Below are 20,908 nucleotides of genomic sequence, written 5' to 3'. Positions count from 1 at the left end.
GCACGATCGGCGTAGGGTCGAGTCATGGCCACGCCACAGACCCCTTACGACGCGGTGCTGCACGCCGCACGCGACGTGACCAAGCTCGACTCGGCCCTCGATGCGGAGATGCTCGGTGCGGCCCTGCTCGGCAGCGTGTACGAGGTCGCCGAGACGGACCGGGAGGCGGCGGTACGCGACTTCGTGGGCGGCTTCCTGGCCGCCACATCGAGACGACGGGCGGTCGCGGCGACGACGGTCCGGGCCGTCTTCGCGGCCCTGGTGCCGGACGCGGCCGGCGCGGACCGGGTCCGTCCCGGTGCGACCGCACCGGCCTGGTCCGGGCAGCTCGGCAAGGTGCACCTCACCGGCACCTGGGCGTACGGCGACGTGTACGGCGACCAGACCTCCTACCTGGCCACGTTCGCCTACGACGACGCGACCGGAGGGCCGGAACACGCCCTGGTCGCGCTGATCGACCACAACATCGGCATCACCAAGGACGTGTTCGTCGGCGGTCCGGCGGGCCGCATCCTGGAGCAGGTCCGACAGTTGTGCGCCGAAGACGAGTTGACCTGGTTCCGGGAGGAGAGCCCGACCCGGATGCGGGACGAGGTGAGCCGACACCTGGCGGTCACCGACCACCTGGGTCAGCTGCCCGGCGCCGCCTCACTGGCCACCGACCGGGCCCTTGTCGGCGCCCGGCTGGCGGTCCTGCCGGCCACGACCGCACCACCGCCCCGGCAGGCCGACGAGCCGTTGCCCGACGCCGAGCGGGCCGCGGAGATCCGCCGGTTCCTAAGCTCGCCGGATGCCGCCCGGGCCGGACTGGACGCGGTCGACGACGCCGAACTGGCCTCGCTGCACTTCTGTCTGGGCCTGCTGCTCGATCACGCGGCCACCTTCCCCGACGCCGACCCGCTGCGGTGGAGCCCGACCGTCGCCGGTCTCTTCCTGCTCGACTGGGTGCACCGCCGGGCCGTACTGGACATGGACGACGCCGCGATGCTGCCCCGGGTGCTGCGCGCCTGGGCCGCCTACGCGGCCCACCGGCGTGGGCTGCCCGAGTCGGCAGCCGGCGCCACGGACGCGGCGATCGAGGAGATGGTGCCGGAGTTCGTCCGGCTCTACGCGACCGGCGAGCGGCGCAGCCCGGCCACCGCCGCGGTGGCCCAGTTGATGGCCGACGGCATCGACCCGGACGATCCGGCGGCCCTGGACGCCTGGATCGAGGCCAACCGACACCGCCTCGCCGACGACAGCTGACCTCACCGGCTCGCCTCACGCACGCTCACCGGCTCGCCTCACGCCCGGCACCGTCGGTAGGGCCGGCACCGTCGGTCCGGCCGGCAGCGGACCGGCACCGGTCCCGCAGGCGGATGCGTGCCCGGGATCGGGCGCTGCCACGGGGCTCGGGGGTGCCGGGCAACAGTGGTTCGATGACGATGTCGCTCGGTGGGGGCTCCGGTGCTGACCCGCCACCGCTCGGGGCGGCCGACGGACCTCCCGGCGCGGCGGACGCGGAAGGGCCACCTGACGCACTCGGGTCGGCCGTCGGCGACGGGTCGTTAGACGCGCTCGGCGCGGCGGATGCGGAAGGGCCGCCCGACGGGTCCGGATCGGCGGACGCGGAAGGATCAGTCGACGCGGTCGGGTCGGCCGAGGCGGAAGGACCGGTCGACGGGCTCGGGCCCGTGGTCGGCGGGTCGTCGGACGCGGTCGGGTCGGCCGAGGCGGTCGGCGGGTCCGGATCGGCGGTCGGCGTGGGCGAACCGCTCGTCGGGGCCGGCGAGGGGGAGCGGCTCGGGGTGGGTGCCGGGCGCGGGGCCGGGGTGCTGACGGGCGGCCGGGGAGCCGGCGCGGTCGCCGGCGCGTCGGGGCGACGGGCCGGCGGGTGGGCACCCGGAGTGCCGACGATGTGCAGTCGTGGCGTCGGCACCACGGGGTTGACCGGCGGTGCCGCCGGCTCGACCGATGGCACCGCGGTCACGGTGGACGTCGGCGAACCGGTGGGCGGCGGCGGGACCACCACCGGACCGATGGAGGGCGTCGGGATGAACGGCGTACTGCCGTCCGGCACTGCGGTGCTGCCGACCGTCGCGGAGCCGGTGCTGATCGCGGCGAGGACCGGCATCGAGGCCGTGCCGGCGAGCAGCGCCACCGTCAGCAGATAGCCCCGGGTGGGTCCCGCGGTACGCACGGCCCGGTGCGCACCCACCACGGGGCGGTAGGTGGACGCCCGGTGCCGGCCGAGGATCGGCGTCCCGGGGCCTTCACCTGGTTCGGACACCACGCACTCCTCGTCGTCGCCCCTGGTCAGGGCCGCCCGACGGGTACCCCGGCGAGCCGCCGAAGCTGGCGCCGGCCCACGCGATCAGCCTGGGGCAGTGACTTTGGGTCAGCCAACCCCTACCGCGTGTCGACATGCGTATCTTGGCCGAATGGTGACGAACCACCACCGGAACGGTCGCGCGTCGTTCGACCGGACACTCCGGCGCTTCGGGTAACGAAGCGGGCCGGCCGCCGGATGCGGGGCGGGCGGGGTGTGGGACGCCTCACCTCTGATGCGAAACTAAAGACACGGCGGCAGCGCAGCCGCGACCTCCGCGCACCCACGCGGTAGGCGCGACTGGGCACCGGCGCTCCCGAACCGGGTTCGGCCAGAACCCGGCTCATGCCGCGCGGCAGCCCCTACCGGGGTCAGGCGTGGCCGCCAGGAACCATCCCGGCACCAGCCGGGACGGGCGCACGAGTCGCGCGGCCGGGTGACCCCCCGGTGCCGACGCAGACACGACAGGGAGAAACGGATGGCAAAGGGCGACCCCGGGGCCCCGGCCCGCGGCCGGCGAGCCGCACCCCGATCCAGGAAGGCCACCACCGGCGATCCGGAGCTGGTGCAGTTGCTCACGCCCTCGGGCGAGCGGATCGAGAGCGTGACCGGCCCGGACGGCACCGAGTACCGCGTCGACTTCACCGACGAGGAGTACCGCGGCCTCTACCGCGACCTGGTGCTCGTTCGGAAGCTGGACGCCGAGGCGACCGCCCTGCAACGGCAGGGTGAGCTGGGCATCTGGGCGAGCCTGCTCGGCCAGGAGGCGGCGCAGGTCGGTTCCGGCCGGGCCCTGCGTACGCAGGACATGGCGTTCCCCACCTACCGCGAGCACGGCGTGCTCTACTGCCGTGGCATCGACCCGATCATGCCGCTGGGCCTGTTCCGCGGGGTCGACCAGGGTGGCTGGGACCCGAACGAGTTCAAGTTCAACATGTACACGATCGTGATCGGCGCGCAGACCCTGCACGCCACCGGCTACGCCATGGGCGTCGCGATGGACGGCAAGACCGGCACCGACGACGGCGAGGCGGTGATCGCCTACTTCGGTGACGGCGCCACCAGCCAGGGTGACGTCAACGAAGCGTTCGTCTGGGCCGGCGTGTTCAACTCCCCCCTGGTGTTCTTCTGCCAGAACAACCAGTACGCCATCTCCGAGCCGCTGGAGCGGCAGACCCGCATCCCCCTCTACCGGCGGGCCGCCGGCTTCGGGTTCCCCGGCGTCCGGGTCGACGGCAACGACGTGCTGGCCACCTACGCGGTGACGCGGCACGCACTGGACAACGCCCGGCACGGACAGGGCCCGAGCCTGATCGAGGCGTACACCTACCGGATGGGCGCGCACACCACCTCCGACGACCCGACCCGCTACCGGATCGCCAGCGAGGTCGAGGCGTGGCAGGCCAAGGACCCGATCGCCCGGATGAAGGCGTTCCTGGAGCGGGAGAAGATCGCCGAAGCCGGTTTCTTCACCGAGGTCGACGAGCAGGCCCGCCGGGAGGCGGTGGACCTTCGCGAGCGGGTGCTCGCCATGCCGAACCCGGAACCGGACACCATGTTCGACCACGTCTACCCCAACGGGTCGCCGCTGCTCGACGAGCAGCGCGCGCAGTTCAACCGGTACCTGGAGTCGTTCGAGGGGAGCGCGCACTGATGGCCACGGAGACGCTCACCCTCGGCAAGGCCCTCAACGCCGGCCTGCGCAAGGCACTGGAGAACGACCCGAAGGTCGTCATCATGGGCGAGGACGTCGGCAAGCTCGGCGGCGTCTTCCGAATCACCGACGGATTGCAGAAGGACTTCGGCGACCAGCGGGTGATCGACACCCCGCTCGCCGAGTCCGGCATCATCGGCACCGCCGTCGGCCTGGCCATCCGGGGCTACCGCCCGGTCTGCGAGATCCAGTTCGACGGTTTCGTCTACCCCGCGTACGACCAGATCGTGTCGCAGGTCGCGAAGATGCACTACCGCTCACGGGGCAAGCTCAACATCCCGATGGTGATCCGGATCCCGTTCGGCGGCGGCATCGGGGCGGTGGAGCACCACTCCGAGTCGCCCGAGGCGTACTTCGCGCACACCGCCGGGTTGAAGGTGGTCTCCTGCGCCAGCCCGCAGGACGCCTACGTGATGATCCAGCAGGCCATCGCCTCGGACGACCCGATCGTGTTCCTGGAGCCGAAGCGGCGTTACTGGGAGAAGGGACAGGTCGAGCTGGACGCTCCACTGTCCGAGGCGTACCCGCTGCACGCTTCCCGGATCGCGCGGGAGGGCACCGACGCCACCCTGCTCGCGTACGGCCCGATGGTGCGTACCTGCCTCGACGCGGCGACCGCCGCCGCCGAGGACGGGCGGAACCTGGAAGTCGTCGACCTGCGTACGCTCTCCCCGCTGGACCTCGGCGTGGTGTACGAGTCGGTGCGGCGTACCGGCCGCGCGGTGGTGGTGCACGAGGCACCATCCAACCTGGGCATGGGTGCGGAGGTCGCAGCCCGGATCACCGAGGAGTGCTTCTACTCGCTGGAGGCGCCGGTGCTACGGGTGGCCGGCTTCGACACCCCGTACCCGGCAGCCCGGGTGGAGGAGGAGTACCTTCCCGACCTCGACCGGGTGCTCGACGCCGTCGACCGCACCTTCGGCTGGTGAGCGGCATGTCACGGATCAAGGAATTCAACCTGCCCGACCTGGGTGAGGGCCTGACCGAGGGTGAGATCCTCGCCTGGCTGGTCAAGGTGGGCGACACGATCGAGCTGAACCAGCCGATCGTCGAGGTGGAGACGGCGAAGGCGGCCGTGGAGATTCCGGCGAAGTGGGCCGGCCAGGTCCAGGCGATCTTCCACCCGGAGGGCTCCACGGTCGAGGTCGGCACCCCCATCATCGCGATCGACACCGACCCGGGCGCCGGCCCCGTGGAGCAGTCCACCACCGGTGCGCCCACCACTGACCTGCCCACCCCGTCGGCGGCGTCGTTGGCCGCCGTCGAGGTCGCACCGACCGAGGGTGCGGTCGAGCCGGGCCTGATCGGCGGTCCCGCCCCGGGCGGCCGTACCGCCGTTCTCGTCGGGTACGGTCCGCGCACCACGGCGGCGAAGCGCCGTCCCCGCAAGGACACCACCCCGGCCGCGACCGCACCGGCGGCACCGGTGCAGGTCAGCCCGGCACGGGTCGCTCCGGCTCCGGTCCAGCCCGCGCCCGCGCCGATGGTCAACGGCAACGGTCGGAGCAGCGGACCGGTGCTGGCCAAGCCGCCGGTCCGCAAGCTCGCCAAGGACCTGGGGGTCGACCTCGGCACGCTGACCGGATCCGGACCGTCGGGCTCGATCACCCGGGAGGACGTACAGCGGGCGGCGGCCCCCGCAGCGGCCGAGCCACTGACGGTCACCAGCCCGGTCAGCTCGGCCGCGAGCTTCGGCGCGGACCGCGAGCAGCGCATTCCGGTCAAGGGCGTACGCAAGCTCACCGCCGAGAACATGTCCCGCTCGGCCTTCACGGCTCCGCACGTCACCGAGTTCCTGACCGTGGACGTGACCCGGGCGATGAAGGCGCTCGACCGGCTGCGTGGGCGGCGGGAGTGGCGTGAGGTTCGGGTCTCGCCGCTGCTGCTGGTCGCGAAGGCGGTGCTGCTGGCGGTCCGGCGGCATCCGATGGTCAACTCCAGTTGGGCCGGCGACGAGATCGTCGTCAAGGAGTACGTCAACCTCGGCATCGCGGCGGCCACCGAGCGCGGCCTGATCGTGCCGAACATCAAGGACGCCGGCCGGTTGACCCTGCGCGAGCTCGCCGACGCGATGACCGACCTGGTGCAGACCGCCAAGGCCGGCAAGACCTCGCCGGCCGACATGTCCGGCGGCACTCTGACGATCACCAACGTCGGGGTGTTCGGGGTGGACACCGGTACGCCGATCCTGCCCCCGGGTGAGTCGGCGATCCTGGCCTTCGGTGCGGTACGCGAACAGCCCTGGGTCCACAAGGGCAAGGTCAAGCCGCGCCTGGTCACCACGCTCAGCCTCTCCTTCGATCACCGGATCATCGATGGTGAGCTGGGTTCGAAGTTCCTCCGCGATGTGGGTGACTTCCTCGCCGACCCGGAGGCGGCCCTGCTCGCCTGGACCTGACGCGCGACGACGGCGACGGCCGGTGTGCCACGGGTTGACGCCCGGCACACCGGCCGTAGTCATTTGGCGAAGAACCAGTTGCCGTCAAGTGTCATACGCCTAAGATTCTTAGGCCGGTGGCCTAGCTCACCTAACAATCGCTGGCAAGCCGGGGGTGAGGTGCGCTTCAATAGAGGGGCCGACGGGACGACAACCGAATAGCCCAGGAGGAGAGACACCATGAGCATGATCGAGCGAATCCGCAACCGCCGCGACGCCAGCCGCCGCGCCCGCGCCATCGAGCGGGCCCTGCGCTCCGCTAGTTCGCCCGCGGTTCGCGACGAGATCCTCGCCATCGCCCAGCGTCACATGCACTGACGCCACACGACGTTATCCGCCTCCTCCAGATCGACGACCCGCCCGGGCCAACCGGGCGGGTCGTCGGCGTTACGACCGCCGCTGACACCGGGATACCGCCCCGACGCAGCGCCCGGTACGGTGGGGCTCGGTCGTCGTCCGCACCCGGGGGCAGGTCGAGGCGATAGAAGCACCTCGACACCGTCCGGCGACGGACAGTGATGACCGAAGCTCCCCGGAAGCCCACCGGCGGCGACCGGGATACGGTGCGGGGAGCCGGCACAGCCGGTACGCCGGCACCGCCGGCTGCCCTGCCGAGACCATCGGCGACGGCGGCCGACATGTGATGGAGGAGGCGCACGCATGACGTCCGAGGGCCCGCACCGCCCCGGCCAGGAGCCGGACGAGGTGCCGCCGGGCGGCGGCGGACCGGCGCCGTACGGCGACGGACCGGCTCAGCAGGACAACGGGTACGGCGCATCCGCCCCCGACCTCGGTTGGGCACCGCCACCACCCGCCCGCCCGGACACGTCCGCACCAGCCTGGGCCAACCAGCAGGGCAACGCGTGGGGCAGCGCCCAGGCGACCCGCCAGGCGGAAGCCACACCCGGCAGTTGGGACCAGCCCGCCGGCAGTCAGCCGGCCTGGGCGGCCCAGGCAGACCAGCCGCAGCAGCCCGCTCCCGGCTGGGCACCGGCCGCACCGCCCACATCGGATCAACCTGCCTGGGCGAACGGCGGCCAGGCCGGGCCCGCCTGGGCCACGGATCCCGCCACTGGGGACACCGCGCACCCCGCCGAATGGACGCCGAACCAACCAGCCACGAGTCAGCCCGACTGGGCCGCCAACCAACCGGCCACGAGTCAGCCCGACTGGGCCGGCGGTCAGCCCACCCCGGGCCAGGCCAACCCGGCAGCGGCCGGTGGGTGGGCCGGCGGCCAGCAGCCGGACTGGGCCGGCGCCCCGAGTGGCGACGACCAGACTCCCGGCTGGGCCTCGACCGCAGGTCAGTCCGAGCCGGCCTGGGCGCCTGCCGACCAGCCGCCGCCCGCCCGCGAGCCGGCAGCCCGGGCCAGCGCCCAGGTGCCGGCCCCGGACGCGGGCCAGCAGCGGCCCGCCGACGGGTCGGCACCCGCCGAGGCGTGGCCCGCGGAGCAGCCGGAGCAGTCCGGCTGGGCGACCGGCCAGCGACGGGAGCCCGCCGGGGGCGGCTGGGCCGAGCAGCCGGCCGAGGGATGGCACTCGGGCGGTGACCGGGCGGCACAGCCCGACTGGGCCACGCCCGCACGGGAGGAATCGACCGGCTGGGCCGCAGGCAACCCGGCTGCCGGCCCGCCGCCGTCCTGGAGCCCGTCCGCCGAGCCGCTGCCGTCCCGTACCGCCGCCGATCGGTCCGCCGTGCCGGACATCGAGCCGTGGGCACCCGGTGAGGCGTGGGGTCAGGCGGCGGAGCCCGCCGCACCCCGAACCACCTCCGAACCCGACGCAGGCCGCGCCGAGGACGCCGTCTACCAGCCCGCACCCGGCCCGGGCATCTCCCCGGCCAACATGGTGCCGTTGCCGCCACAGGAGCAGCGGGTGCCGGGTGCCAGCCTGGCCGCCACACCACCTGCGGACTTCGCCCAGCCCGCGCCGTTCACCGACGACCCAGCCGGGCCTCCTGGCCGCCCGGTCGCCGACCAGCCGGCGGGCGGCCCGGCCTGGGGTCACCCCGAGCCCCGACACGACGAGCCGCAGTCCCCGGTCATCCCGGCACCGCGCACCTCTCCGGAGGCCGAGGGCCGCGCCACGCCGCCGGCCGGCGGCGGTGTCGCGGCGAGCGCCTCCGTGCCGCTGTCCAGCCGGGTCATGCCCCCGGCCGACCACGCGGTTCGCCCGACCGGTTCGTCCGCGCCGCAACCACGGGTGTACGGCCGGCCGGCCCGCCCCGAGCACACCGAGGAGCCGGTCCAGGAGCACGGCGAGCAGCCCCTGGTGCCCCGCTTCGACCAGAGTCCGGGACGGTTCGACGTCGACCAGGCCGCGGCACGCGGCGATCAGGGCCCGGAGCGGTTCGAGCAGACCCCGGAGCCCCGCTTCGCCGACCGGGAGCCACCGATGGGCGGGCCGAACGCCTTCGCCGGTCCGGCCGCCCCGGCTTCGCCGGCTGCGCCACCCGCGTTCCCGCCGGGGATACCGTCCTTCATCGACGCACCTCCGGCCAACCGGCCGGTCAACGGCACACGGCCGCACGCCGAGCCGGAACGCCCGGCCGACCCCTTCGGCGGCGCACCGCGTGACCCGTACGGTGGGCCGGGCAACGACCCGTTCGGCGGGCCGCCCGAGCGCCCGGGCGTTGCCTACGGCTCGCCCGTCCGCTCCGAGCCGGGCGGCGAGCACAACTCGGCGTTCCCTCCTCCGCCGCAGTCCGCACCACCGTGGAGCCCGGGTCCGGGCAGCGGGTCGGGCGAGGTGGAGCAGGGTCGCTTCGACGCGTTCAAGCCCGTCGCTGAGCCGGCACCGGAAGCTCCGGCACCGAAGGTACGCAACGGGCGGGTACTCGCCGCGGTGCTGGTCGCCGCCGTGCTCATCCTGGCCATTCCGCTCGGGCTGCTGATGCTCCTCGGCATGGTCGGTGGTTCGGACGACGCGAACGCCTTCGACCCGCCGGTCGGCTCGTGCGTCAAGCGTTCCGGCGACACTCCCGTGGCGGTCGACTGCACCGATCCGGAAGCCTTCACCGTGGTGTCCAAGGTCGAGTCGAAGGACAAGTGCCCCGACCCGGCCATGCCGTACGTGGACCTCCGCGGCGCCACCGCCAACCCGGTGCTCTGCCTCAAGGAGGCAACCGGCGGCTGAGCTGTCGCACACTCGACGGCGGGGTCACGGGCAACCGTGGCCCCGCCTCGTTCCTGCCCGGCCGACCCCGGCCTTGCCCGGCTCGCCTCCCCTTCGAGCCGGCTGGCGTCGGCCGGTAGGGCACGATGGGGGCATGAGTGCACGTGTGCGGGCTCCCGAGCTTCGGGGTCGGGCCTGGTTGAACACCGGCGGGCGGCAGCTGACGCTCGCCGACCTGCGAGGCAAGATCGTCATCGCGGACTTCTGGACCTTCTGTTGCATCAACTGCCTGCACGTGTTGGACGAGTTGCGTCCCCTTGAGCAGAAGTACGCCGACGTCCTCGTGGTGATCGGGGTGCACTCGCCGAAGTTCGAGCACGAGAAGGACGCCGACGCGCTGGCCGCCGCCGTCGAGCGGTACGGCGTGCACCACCCCGTCCTTGACGATCCTGAGCTGGACATGTGGCAGCAGTACGCGGCCCGTGCCTGGCCGACCCTCGCGGTGATCGACCCGGAGGGATACGTGGTGGCCACCATGGCGGGTGAGGGCCACGCGGACGGGCTGGCCCGGCTGATCGACGACCTGATCGCCACCCACGAGGTCAAGGGCACGCTGCACCGGGGCGACGGCCCGTACGTCCCGGTCGCCGAGCCGGAGACCACCCTCCGCTTCCCGGGCAAGGCGGTGGCCCTGCCCGACGGTGGTCTGCTGGTCTCCGACTCGGCGCGGCACCGCCTGGTCGAACTGGCCGCCGACGCTGAGACCGTCGTCAGTACCATCGGCGCCGGCGAGCGGGGCCGGACCGACGGTGCCGCCGGTGCCGCGACCTTCTCCGAGCCGCAGGGGCTGTGTCTGCTGCCGCCTCAGGTGGCCGAGGTCGCCGGCTACGACCTGGTGGTCGCCGACACCGTCAACCACCTGCTGCGGGGCGTACGGCTGGCCACCGGCGAGGTGCTCACCGTGGCCGGTACCGGACGGCAGTGGCGGTCGACTGTCGACGACCACGCGCACGATGCCCGCTCGGTCGACCTTTCCTCACCCTGGGACCTCGCCTGGTACGACGACAGGCTCATCATCGCCATGGCCGGCATCCACCAGCTCTGGTGGTTCGACCCGATCAAGCGCACCGCCGGCATGTACGCCGGCACCACGGTGGAGGCGCTACGCGACGGGCCGCTGGCCGAAGCCTGGCTGGCCCAGCCGTCCGGGCTTGCCGTCTCCACCGACGGCGACCGGCTCTGGGTGGCCGACAGCGAGACCAGCGCCGTCCGCTACGTCGAGAACGGCGTCCTGGGTACCGCCGTGGGTCAGGGCCTGTTCGACTTCGGTCACGTGGACGGGCCGGCGGCACAGGCCCTGCTACAGCATCCGCTCGGCGTCTGCGCCCTGCCCGACGGATCGGTCCTGATCGCCGACACCTACAACGGCGCGGTACGCCGGTACGACCCGGCCAGTGATCAGGTCGCCACTGTCGCCACCGGCCTGGCCGAGCCCAGCGACCTGGTGCTCACCGCCGACGGCGCGGTGCTGGTGGTGGAGTCGGCGGCGCACCGGGTCACCCGGCTGGCTCCCGGTGCCCTCTCGGCGGCCGGCGCGGAGACCGTCGACGGCCCCCGGCACCGTACCGAGCGCCGGCCGACGGAACTGGCCTCGGGCGAGGTCGTACTGGATGTCGTCTTCACTCCGGCCCCCGGGCAGAAGCTGGACGACACCTTCGGACCGTCCACCCGACTCGTCGTCTCGGCGTCGCCGCCGGAATTGCTGGTCGAGGGGGCCGGCACCGGCACCGACCTGTCCCGCCGTCTGGTGATCGATGGCTCGGTGCCCGACGGGGTGCTTCAGGTGACCGCCCAGGCGGCCACCTGTGACGCCGATGTGGAGCACGCGGCCTGCCACCTGACCCGGCAGGACTGGGGCGTACCAGTGCGGGTGGTCGACGGCGGTGCCGGCCGGCTGCCGTTGGTGCTGCGCGGCATGGACGCCGGCTGAGGCCCGACCACGTCCGGAATGGCATCGGAAACAGGGTGTCCTTCGCGGCACGTCAGGCGAACGGGGCGGGAGTGACTCCGGCGTCGACGAGGGCGGCGCGGACGAGTTCCGCGGCGGCCACCGCGCCTGGGCTGTCGCCGTGCAGGCAGACCGACTCCACCACGCATGGGACCGTACCGCCGTCGATCGTCACCACGACCCGTTCGGTGGCCATCAGCACCGCCCGGCGGGCCACCTCCTGCGGGTCGGTGACCAACGCGTCCGGCGAGGTCCGTGGTACCAGGCGACCGTTGGGCAGGTAGTTCCGGTCGGCGAACCCCTCGGCCACCACCCGGATGCCGGCGCCCTGGGCGAGTTGGGCCAGCACCGACCCGGGTGGGCAGAGTACGGGCAGTTCCGGGTCGTAGTCGTCGAGCGCGGCCAGCAGGGCTGCCGCCGGCAGTTCCTCGCTGGCCGCCGCATGGTAGAGCGCCCCGTGCGGCTTGAGGTAGCGGACCTGGGTGCGGTACGCCCGGCAGAACGCGTTGAGCGCGCCGAGTTGGTAGAGCACCTCGTCGCGCAGCTCCGCGAACTCGTACTCGATGTGCCGCCGACCGAAGCCGGCGAGGTCCCGATAGCCGACCTGGGCTCCGACGGCGACTCCCCGCTCCGCAGCGGCGGCGCAGACCCGGCGCATCGTGGCCGGGTCCCCGGCGTGGAAGCCGCAGGCGACGTTGGCGGAGGTGACCAGGTTCAGCAGGGCCTGGTCGTCGCCGAGACGCCAGATGCCGAAGCCCTCGCCGAGGTCAGCGTTGAGGTCCATGAAATCTCACCGTAGTGCCTGGGCGGGCCTGCGCGAGCGGGGTCACGTCGTCCACCACCGCGATGACCGGGTATCCGCCGGTGGTGGGATGGTCGGCGAGGAAGACCAGTGGTTGGCCGTCCGCCGGCACCTGCACCGCGCCGAGGACGAGCCCTTCGCTGGGCAGTTCCCCGGCCACCGCGCGGGGCAGCGGCGCGCCGCTCAGGCGCGCGCCGACCCGGTTGCTCAACGGACTCACCTGGTACGCCGTGCCGAGCAGCTGGTCCACTGCCGCCGGGGTGAACCAGTCGTGCCGGGGGCCGAGCCGCACGGTCAGCCGCACCTCCGTCGGGGACGCCGCCGGCACGGTGACGTCGACCGGGGCGGGCGGGTTGGCGGGGATGCCCAGCGGCAGCAGGTCGCCGTCGCGCAGCGGTGCCGGTCCGAGCCCGGCGAGGGTGTCGGTGGACCGGCTGCCCAGGACCGGTGTGACGGCGATGCCACCGGCCACCGCGAGCCAGCAGCGCAGGCCCTGTCGGGCGGGGCCGATGCGCAGCACCGTCCCGCCTGGTACGGCCAGCGGGCGGCCGGTGTCACCGGGACGCTGGCCGACCCGAACGTCGACCTCGGCACCGACGATGGCGACGGTGGTGGCCCGGGTGGGTCGCAGCTCGCAGCCGGTCAGCGTGATCTCCAGCCCGGCCGCGTGCTCGGGATTGCCGACCAGGCGGTTGGCCAGGCGCAGCGCTGCCGGGTCGAGGGCGCCGGAGCGGGGTACGCCGAGGTGCGCCCAGCCGGGCCGACCGAGGTCCTGCACGGTGGTCAACGCACCGGCTCGGAGCACTTCGAGGAGGCCGCTCACCGGTCCACCAGCCGGACCCGGGTGCCGGGGCTGAGCAGGGCCGGCGGGTCCGCCGTCACGTCGAAGAGGGTCACCTCGGTCCGTCCGACCAGCAGCCAACCGCCGGGGGACGCGGTGGGATAGATGCCCGCGTACGGACCGGCAAGCGCGACCGAGCCGGCCGGCACCCGTTGCCGGGGCGTCGACAGCCGGGGCACCACCAGCTCGGCGGGCAGCCCGGTGAGGTACCCGAAGCCGGGGGCGAAACCGCAGAATGCCACCACGAACTCGGTTTCCCGCAGGCGACGCACCACACCGGGTAGGTCCGTGCGCCAGTGATCGGCGACCCGGGAGAGATCTTCGCCGTCGTAGCTGACGGGTACCTGGACGAGTCGGTCGGATGCGGCGGTGAGCGCCGCCGTCGGTATCCGGGCGGCAGACGCGGAGGCGGTCCAGGTGGCGATCAGGGCGGCGGTGGCCGGTGGATCGGGTACGCCGTCGAGCAGCACGGTGGCGGCGGCCGGCACGATCTCTACGGCGACCAGTTCGCCTCGCTCTCGGCGGCGCCACAGCTCCGCCCGCCACACCTCGACGGCGGCGGCCACCTCGGTGTCCCGGCTCGGCGGTGCCGCGGCGTCGGTGGCCTCCGGTGGCGCGAGGTCGAGCAGGAGAGCGTGCGTGCCGACCCGTCTGATCCGCATCCCGCCATCCTCCCGGAAAGCTGGCTGCTTTCGCGTCGGCCGCTGGTCGGACAGCGTGACCAGTTGCACTACCCGAAAGTAACCTACGCTGCCGTAACCTAAGGGCGTGACCACCTCAGCACGCCCCCGGCTCAAGCCGGTCGACATCGGGAAACCCCGGATGCGCGGCTGGCTGCACACGTACGCGTTCTTCGTCGCCCTGGTCTGCGGCATCGTGCTCTGTTCGATCGCCGCCGCCCGTCCGGGCTGGACCCCCTTGGTCAGCTCCGCCGTCTACAGCTTCACCGTCTGCGGTCTCTTCGGCACCAGCGCGTTGTACCACCGTCGGGTGTGGTCGACCCGCGGCTACGCGGTCATGCGCCGGATGGACCACTCGATGATCTTTTTGTTCATCGCCGGCACGTACACCCCGTTCTGCCTGTTGCTGCTGGAGACCCGGGCCGCCGTCATGATGCTGTCGATCGTCTGGGGCGGCGCCCTGGGCGGTGTGGCGCTCAAGCTGATCTGGCCGCACGCCAACCGGTGGATATCCGCGCCGCTGTATCTCGCCCTCGGCTGGGTGTCCGTGGCGATGCTGCCCGACATCCTCCATCAGGGCGGCGTCACCGCGCTGGTGCTGCTCGCCGTGGGGGGCGCGATCTACACCGTGGGCGCGGTCTTCTACGCGCTGCGTCGCCCCAATCCGTGGCCCACCGTCTTCGGCCACCACGAGTTCTTCCACGCCTGCACGTTGGTCGCCGCGGTCTGCCACCACATCGCCATCTACTTCGCACTGTTCGCCTGACGACAGTGGGGGTGGTGAGCCTCGTCGCTCACCACCCCCACTGGGTCCGTCGGGCTGCGCCCCGAGGTCAGATCGTGGGACCGGGCCGGCGCACCTCGCGGTACTCCTGGACCACCCGGTCGTCCCGGACCGGCACGGCACGCTCGGCCACCACCCGTTCCTCGCGCACCGGCTCGACGACCGTACGGCGACGCGAGTTCCAGTAGTAGAGGGTCACGATCAACCCGGCGACGCCCGCGAGCATCAGCACCCAGCCGACGACGCTCAGGTCGAGCCAGCCCAGTTCCGCCTCCACGGCGAACGCGAAGATCGCGCCCAGCGCGATCAGGAAAATACTGCCACCGATGCCCATCTCGTCGTCTCCTTGGCTATCGAAGCTGGCATTCCACCCCGCCGCGGCCACGGATGAGGTTGCGGCATCGACCGACTTACCCCGGCACGGAGATCGCCAATCGGGCAAGCTGGAGACATGACGGACAGCCCCCACCCTGAGCGGACACTTGTGCTGCTACGGCACGCCAAGGCCGAACCGCCCACCACGGACCGTCCCGACGTCGAGCGCCCATTGGCCGCTCGCGGCCGTGCGGACGCCGCGGCGGCCGGGGCGTGGCTGGCCCGGCACGGGCTGCTACCGGACGTGGTGCTCTGTTCGGCGGCCGTGCGTACCAGACAGACGTGGCACGCCGTCCAGTTGGGGATCACCGGCTCACCGCCGGAGAGCGGTCCCGCCGGCCCCGCTCCGGTGATCCGCTACGAGCCGGACGCCTATGAGGCGCATCCGGAGGATCTGCTGCACCTGATCCGGCAGGTGTCACCGACCGCGACCACGGTCCTGTTGATCGCCCACAACCCCGGCATGTCCCTGCTGTCCGAACTGCTCGATCCGGTCCGGGCGGACCCGGACGGGTTGCGTACCGGCGGTCTCGTGGTGCACCGGACGGTCCTGCCCTGGGCGGAACTGAGCCGTGGCGCGGCCCCAATCGAGACGCGGCACACCGCACGCGGCTAGGTTCGCGTGCGGTGTGGGCGGAGACGGTCGCTCAGCTCGGCGGCGCGGTCGGTGGTGGTGGATCAGGCGGTGGCGGCATCATCGCGGTCGGATGTGAGAGCCGGTTCTCCTCCACGATCAACGTACGGGCCCGCTTGCGGCGGTCCTGCCAGAACCAGAGCGTGGTGAGCAGCACGGCCAGCCCGGCCAGGATGAAGACCCAACCGACCGCCCGCAGGTCGACCCACCAGACGTTGGCCCGGATGGCGAAGGTCAGGATCGCGCCGATCGCGATCAGGAAGATCCCACTGCCTATGCCCATGTGCGCGGCACTCCCCCGTGCGGTTGCTCTGGGCGTACTCGGACTCGTCCGCCACGCATACCCACCCACCTCCCAGTTACCCCCACCCCACCCCAGCCCTCCCCACCCCCACCCCCGCGCAGACAAGGGGGTTGATCATGAGGTTAGCGGCAGTGTTGATCTCTTAAACCGCCGCTAACCTCATGATCAACGAGACCGGGTGGGGTGGGTGGGTGGGGTGGGTGGGGTGGGGTTAGAACGCCTCCTCGGGGAGGTCCATGATGTCTAGGTCGGTGGTCTCGATGATGCGGCGGTCGGCGCCGATGCGGGGCAGCACCTCGCGGGCGAAGAACCGGGCGGCGGCCACCTTTCCGGTGTAGAACGCCTGGTCCGTCGCCGTCAGCTCACCGGCGAGGGCCCTCAGCGCCACGTCGGCCTGCTTCTGGAGCAACCAGCCGACGACCAGGTCGCCGAGGGCCAGCAGGAACCGCCGGCTGCTCAGCCCGACCTTGTACAGCGCCCGGGTGTCGCCACCCTGCGCCTCACCCAACCAGCCGGTCATCACGCCGAGCATGTTCTGGATCTCGGCGAGTGCCTTGCCGAGCGCCTGGCGCTCCTCCTTGAGCTGGCCGTTGCCCGCCTCGGTGGCGATGAACTCCTGGATCTCGCCGGCCACGGCCATCAGTGCCTTGCCGTTGTCCCGGACGATCTTCCGGAAGATGAGGTCGAGGCTCTGGATCGCCGTGGTGCCCTCGTACAGCGTGTCGATCTTGGCGTCCCGGACGTACTGCTCCAGCGGGTAGTCCTGGAGGAAGCCGGAGCCACCGAAGGTCTGCAGCGACTCGTGCCCGAGCAGTTCGTACGCCCGCTCCGAGCCGACGCCCTTGACCAGCGGAAGAAGCAGGTCGTTGACCCGCTTGGCCAGCTTGATGGCCTTCTCGTCACCGGCCGCCTCCGCCATGGCGACCTTGTCCTGCCAGGTGGCGGTGTAGAGGACCAACGCCCGCAGGCCCTCGGCGTACGACTTCTGTAGCAGCAACGAGCGACGCACGTCGGGGTGCGCGGTGATGGCCACCCGCGGGGCCGTCTTGTCCGCCATCTGGGTCAGGTCCGCGCCCTGCACCCGGTTCTTGGCGTACTCCAACGCGTTGAGGTAACCGGTGGACAGGGTGGCGATGGCCTTCGTGCCGACCATCATCCGGGCGTATTCAATGATCATGAACATCTGCCGGATGCCTTCGTGCTTCTCGCCCAGCAACCAGCCCTTGGCCGGTACGCCGTGCTCGCCGAAGGTGATCTCGCAGGTGTTGGAGACCTTCAGGCCCATCTTGTGCTCGACGTTTGTGGCGAAGACGCCGTTGCGCTCGCCCAGCTCGCCGGTGTTCTCGTCGAAGTGGTACTTCGGGACGACAAACAGCGACAGACCCTTGGTGCCGGGGCCACCCACGCCCTCCACGCCCACTGGACGGGCGAGTACGTAGTGGACGATGTTGTCGCTCAGGTCGTGCTCACCAGAGGTGATGAAGCGCTTGACGCCCTCGATGTGCCACGAGCCGTCCGGCTGCGGGATCGCCCGCGCCCGACCGGCACCCACATCCGAGCCGGCGTCCGGCTCGGTGAGCACCATCGTGGAGCCCCACTGCTGGTCGATGAAGAGCTTGGCCCACCTCTTCTGCTGCTCGGTGCCCTCCACGTGCAGCACATGCGCGAAGGACGGGCCGGAGGCGTACATCCAGACCGGCGCGTTCGAGCCGAGCACCAGCTCGGCGAGCGCCCACCACAGCGCCCGGGGGGCGTTGGTGCCGTCCAGCTCCGAGGGCAGGTCCAGACGCCAGAACTCGGACTCCATGAAGGCCCGGTACGACTTCTTGAACGACTCCGGCAGCGGCGCGGTGTGGGTGGCCGGGTCGAAGACCGGCGGGTTGCGGTCGCTGTCCTGGTAACTGGCGGCCAGGTCCTGCCGAGCCAGCCGGTCGACCTCGGCGAGGAAGCTCCGCGCGGTGTCGACGTCGAGGTCGGAGTACGGCTCCTGGCCGAACGCCCGGTCCGCTCCGAACACCTCGAACAAATTGAATTCGAGGTCCCGAAGGTTGCTCTTGTAGTGGGTCATGTCGCTGGCCCCGCTTCCGGACAGGTGTTACCGATCAGTAACCCTGACTCTATTACTCGCGGGTAGGCAGCGACAAGCTGATCCTGACAGTGACAGGCATTACACACCTGCCGTTCGGGTTCATCAGCGGGCCTCAGGGTGATCACCCTTCCGCCGCACCGACCTCCCAGCTCGGCACCGCCGCCGTCGCCCTGCCCGGCGAGCCCGTGTACTCCATCAGGACCAGCGCGATGTCGTCGTCGAGCCGGCCGTGCACCCACTCGACCAGAGCGGTCTCCAGGGAGGCGAGGCCGTCGCCGACCGTACCGTGCCCGAGCAACCGCCAGGCCCGGTCCGCGGTGGGGAAGAATTCGCCGTCCCGCCGCGCCTCGCCCAGCCCGTCGGTGAACAGCAGCAACCGGTCACCCGGCTCCAACCGTTCCACCCTTGGCCGGACCACCGGCATGAAGCCCAGCGGGGGCGCCGGCGCCGGCGGCTCAAGCGAGATCACCGCGCCACGACGCAGCAGCAGCGGCGCGGGATGCCCACAGTTGACGATGGTGAGCGTGCCGCCGCGCTCCTCGACCAACGCGGCCGTGACGAAGTCCTCGTCACCGACGTTGCGCGCCACCGCCCGGTCCAGATCCGTCACCACGGCCCGCAGATCGGCCCGCTCGTACGCCACGTGCCGGTACGAGCCGAGGACGATGCTCGCCAGCCGGACCGCCTCCAGGCCCTTGCCGCGCACATCCCCGATGATCATGCGAACGCCGTACGGAGTTTCGATCGCCTCGTAGAGGTCGCCACCGATCTCGGCCGTGGCGGTCGACGATATGTACCGGCCGGCCACCGAAAGAGCGCCCACCCGAGGACCGAGCGGGCGCAGCACCGCCTGTTGAGCCACCATGGCCAGCTTCGACAGCTCGGCGATCTGCTCCGCCTGCCGCTGCCGGACCGCCGCCACCGCCGCCGCGATGCCCGTACCCAACGCGATGCCGGCCACGGCGACGGCCGTGGCGACCGACGTGGTCCGCTCGGACAGGGCGAAGGTCGCCCCGAGCACGGAGGCGGCGGCACCGACGCCGAGCACGATCCGCCAGGAGGCGAGCGCGGCGGCCAGGAACGGCGCGGCGACCATCAGCGCGATGTAGTTCGCCGTACGGCCATCCGCCAACTCGACAGCGGACACGATTGCGAGCAGGACGAGGGCCGCGCCGAGGCCGGCGCGGGATCCGGGGCTCAGCGGGCCGCGGCCCGGCTGGAGGAGTTGCGTGCGTACATCCGACAGCATGCCCGATGTACGTGAGCGAAAGAATGAGCCTGGCCCCTCGGACGAGACGGATCTGGCCGCGAGGATCCGGAGACGGAGCCAACCGCGACGCTCCACCGCCTCAGCCGAGCACCTCGTAGCGGACGTCGATGTGACCGAGGTCGAGTGACGCGATCTCGGCAAACGCGGCCCGCGCCAGATCCAGGCAACGCCCCTCGATGAACGGGCCGCGATCGTTGATCCGGACGATTACCGACTTGCCGTTGGCGGGGTTGGTCACCCGCACCTTCGTGTCGAAGGGCAGAGTCTTGTGGGCGGCGGTCATGCCCTCCGGGTCGAACGTCTCGCCGTTGGCGGTCAGCTGACCCTGCCAGTAGAAGGACGCGCCGCAGGAGCCGGTGTCGATCACCGGGCGGGCAGTCGTCTTCTTGGCCGTCGGCGTCGGCTTCGGGCTGGCCGTACGCTCCTTGCTCCGTGACGGCGCCTGGACGGTGCGGCTCGGCTTCGGGCTCGCCGTCGGGCTCGGGGAGGCGCTGGCGCTGACGGTCGGCGACGCGGTCGGCGAGCCGGTCGCAGGGGCGCTCGTTCCGACGGTGGGCGACAGGTCGATCGCGGCCGGTCGAGCCGGCTCCGCGCCAGCGGTCAGCCGGACGGCACCGACGGTGCCTCCCACGGCGAGCGCGACCGCCACCACGGCGCTGGCTGTGAGACCGGCCGGCGAGGTGAACCTGCGGGTACGGGAGTGCTTACCAGCCACCGGCCCGGTCCTTTCTCAGCGGGTCAAACCGGGTCGGACCATAACGAGAGAAGCACTTCCGAAGTCAACGTGATCATGATGCTATGACCGCAATTGCGGTGATACGTGAAGCCGATCATCCGAGTCGCGATGGGCCGGGTGGGCCGATGGTCGGCTGTCGGGTGACGCAGGATGGAGACATGCCCGTTGAGCTGAGCAGACGCCTCGTCGAGCTGTTCGGGTGGGTCGACCCCGGCCCGGGCGCGAGCCACCTGGTCAGCGACACCTCCGGGTGGTGGCGGGATCCGGCGACGCTCGCCGAGTTGGGGCCTGCGCTGGTCGCGCCGTTCCGGGCGGCTCGGCCCACGGTGGTCGTCTCCCCGGCGGTCACCGGGTTCCTGCTCGGGCCGCTGGCGGCCACCGCTCTCGGCGTGGGATTCGTGGCGGCGCACAAGCCGGCGGACGGACGGTTGCCCGCCGGCTCGCTGACCTGGGCGCAGAGTCCCCCCGACTTTCGGGGTCGGCAGGTGGACCTCGCGGTGCGGGACCGACACCTGGGTCCGGGCGACCGGGTGCTGGTGGTAGACGACTGGGTGGACACCGCCGCCCAGGTACGCGCCATCTACGAGATCTGCGCGGCCCGGGGAGCCGACCCGGTCGGCACCGCCGCCGTGGTCGCCACCTGCCCGCCGCCGGTGGCGGCCGAGCTGAGAGTCACCGCGCTCCTCACCACCCCCGACCTCCCCGCCTGACACCCACCTCATCCCGTTGATCATGAAGTTGTTGCCCCTCGCTCCGGCGTGGCGCGACAACAACCTCATGATCGATGCGGGCGGAGGGGGTGGGCGGAGGGG

19 protein-coding genes are annotated in these 20,908 nt (G+C 72.0%); 11 read left to right on the top strand and 8 right to left on the bottom strand.

The genetic code is table 11. The features are described 5' to 3' along the window. Window positions 1-24: 24 nt before the first annotated feature. The 8 genes from O7601_RS07335 (at window position 25) to O7601_RS07300 (ending at window position 11,563) form a co-directional block, all read left to right on the top strand. Entirely contained in the window at window positions 25-1,245 is a 1,221-nt protein-coding gene (locus O7601_RS07335) for a hypothetical protein (RefSeq protein ID WP_281565447.1), read from the top strand. Between the two features lie 173 nt (window positions 1,246-1,418). Next, complete coding sequence (locus tag O7601_RS07330) at window positions 1,419-2,153, top strand: hypothetical protein (protein WP_281565446.1); 735 nt, start codon at window positions 1,419-1,421, stop codon at window positions 2,151-2,153. 633 nt (window positions 2,154-2,786) lie between these two features. Continuing rightward, a complete protein-coding gene (gene pdhA, locus O7601_RS07325) occupies window positions 2,787-3,962 on the top strand; it encodes a pyruvate dehydrogenase (acetyl-transferring) E1 component subunit alpha (RefSeq protein WP_281565445.1) in 1,176 nt (391 codons plus the stop codon). Continuing rightward, complete coding sequence (locus tag O7601_RS07320; protein WP_281565444.1) at window positions 3,962-4,951, top strand: alpha-ketoacid dehydrogenase subunit beta; 990 nt, start codon at window positions 3,962-3,964, stop codon at window positions 4,949-4,951. Before pdhA ends, O7601_RS07320 begins: the two co-directional genes overlap by 1 nt. 5 nt (window positions 4,952-4,956) lie before the next feature. Then, window positions 4,957-6,420, top strand: coding sequence for a dihydrolipoamide acetyltransferase family protein (locus O7601_RS07315; protein ID WP_281566834.1), 1,464 nt, complete (start codon window positions 4,957-4,959; stop codon window positions 6,418-6,420). A 219-nt stretch (window positions 6,421-6,639) separates the two neighbouring features. Beyond that, window positions 6,640-6,777 (top strand): hypothetical protein, encoded by a 138-nt coding sequence (locus O7601_RS07310; protein WP_165437957.1) that lies wholly within the window; start codon window positions 6,640-6,642, stop codon window positions 6,775-6,777. Between the two features lie 342 nt (window positions 6,778-7,119). After that, complete coding sequence (locus O7601_RS07305) at window positions 7,120-9,594, top strand: hypothetical protein (RefSeq protein WP_281565443.1); 2,475 nt, start codon at window positions 7,120-7,122, stop codon at window positions 9,592-9,594. Between the two features lie 133 nt (window positions 9,595-9,727). Beyond that, a complete protein-coding gene (locus O7601_RS07300; protein ID WP_281565442.1) occupies window positions 9,728-11,563 on the top strand; it encodes an NHL domain-containing thioredoxin family protein in 1,836 nt (611 codons plus the stop codon). A 52-nt stretch (window positions 11,564-11,615) separates the two neighbouring features. Here O7601_RS07300 and O7601_RS07295 read toward each other — a convergent pair whose 3' ends face one another. The 3 genes from O7601_RS07295 to O7601_RS07285 are packed head-to-tail and all read right to left on the bottom strand — an operon-like array spanning window position 11,616 to window position 13,886. Further along, window positions 11,616-12,365 carry a 5-oxoprolinase subunit PxpA gene (locus tag O7601_RS07295; protein WP_281565441.1) on the bottom strand — a complete coding sequence of 250 codons (750 nt, stop codon included), beginning with the start codon at window positions 12,363-12,365 and terminating at the stop codon, window positions 11,616-11,618. Next, the gene (locus O7601_RS07290; RefSeq protein WP_281565440.1) at window positions 12,349-13,206 is read right to left on the bottom strand and encodes a biotin-dependent carboxyltransferase family protein; all 858 of its coding nucleotides are present in this window, start codon (window positions 13,204-13,206) and stop codon (window positions 12,349-12,351) included. Before O7601_RS07290 ends, O7601_RS07295 begins: the two co-directional genes overlap by 17 nt. Then, window positions 13,203-13,886, bottom strand: coding sequence for an allophanate hydrolase subunit 1 (locus tag O7601_RS07285; RefSeq protein ID WP_281565439.1), 684 nt, complete (start codon window positions 13,884-13,886; stop codon window positions 13,203-13,205). Before O7601_RS07285 ends, O7601_RS07290 begins: the two co-directional genes overlap by 4 nt. Before the next feature lie 106 nt (window positions 13,887-13,992). Here O7601_RS07285 and O7601_RS07280 point away from each other — a divergent pair, with 106 nt between their 5' ends. Beyond that, entirely contained in the window at window positions 13,993-14,670 is a 678-nt protein-coding gene (locus O7601_RS07280; RefSeq protein WP_281565438.1) for a hemolysin III family protein, read from the top strand. A gap of 67 nt (window positions 14,671-14,737) precedes the next feature. Here the strand turns inward: O7601_RS07280 and O7601_RS07275 are convergent, their stop codons facing one another. Then, window positions 14,738-15,022, bottom strand: a complete 285-nt coding sequence (locus O7601_RS07275; RefSeq protein ID WP_281565437.1) for a DUF6458 family protein — start codon at window positions 15,020-15,022, stop codon at window positions 14,738-14,740. A gap of 117 nt (window positions 15,023-15,139) precedes the next feature. On the opposite strand from O7601_RS07275, the gene O7601_RS07270 reads away from it, so the two are divergent. Then, window positions 15,140-15,679, top strand: a complete 540-nt coding sequence (locus O7601_RS07270; protein ID WP_281565436.1) for a histidine phosphatase family protein — start codon at window positions 15,140-15,142, stop codon at window positions 15,677-15,679. Between the two features lie 31 nt (window positions 15,680-15,710). On the opposite strand, the gene O7601_RS07265 is transcribed toward O7601_RS07270, so the two are convergent. The 4 genes from O7601_RS07265 to O7601_RS07250 form a co-directional block, all read right to left on the bottom strand. After that, window positions 15,711-15,980: a DUF6458 family protein gene (locus O7601_RS07265; protein WP_043961115.1), complete on the bottom strand. Its 270-nt coding sequence runs from the start codon at window positions 15,978-15,980 to the stop codon at window positions 15,711-15,713. Window positions 15,981-16,212: 232 nt separating this feature from the next. Then, entirely contained in the window at window positions 16,213-18,069 is a 1,857-nt protein-coding gene (locus O7601_RS07260) for an acyl-CoA dehydrogenase (RefSeq protein WP_281565435.1), read from the bottom strand. 142 nt (window positions 18,070-18,211) lie between these two features. Next, window positions 18,212-19,339, bottom strand: a complete 1,128-nt coding sequence (locus O7601_RS07255; protein ID WP_281565434.1) for a PP2C family protein-serine/threonine phosphatase — start codon at window positions 19,337-19,339, stop codon at window positions 18,212-18,214. Between the two features lie 100 nt (window positions 19,340-19,439). Then, on the bottom strand, window positions 19,440-20,075 hold the full coding sequence (locus O7601_RS07250) for a septal ring lytic transglycosylase RlpA family protein (RefSeq protein WP_281565433.1): 636 nt from the start codon (window positions 20,073-20,075) through the stop codon (window positions 19,440-19,442). A 179-nt stretch (window positions 20,076-20,254) separates the two neighbouring features. Here O7601_RS07250 and O7601_RS07245 point away from each other — a divergent pair, with 179 nt between their 5' ends. Beyond that, on the top strand, window positions 20,255-20,806 hold the full coding sequence (locus O7601_RS07245) for a phosphoribosyltransferase family protein (RefSeq protein ID WP_281565432.1): 552 nt from the start codon (window positions 20,255-20,257) through the stop codon (window positions 20,804-20,806). Window positions 20,807-20,908 lie beyond the last annotated feature (102 nt).

The sequence above is a fragment of the Verrucosispora sp. WMMD573 genome (assembly GCF_027497175.1).
Classification (GTDB): Bacteria; Actinomycetota; Actinomycetes; order Mycobacteriales; family Micromonosporaceae; genus Micromonospora.
The sequence above is the reverse complement of the archived record's forward strand: the minus strand, read 5'-3'. Positions and strand labels throughout refer to the sequence as shown.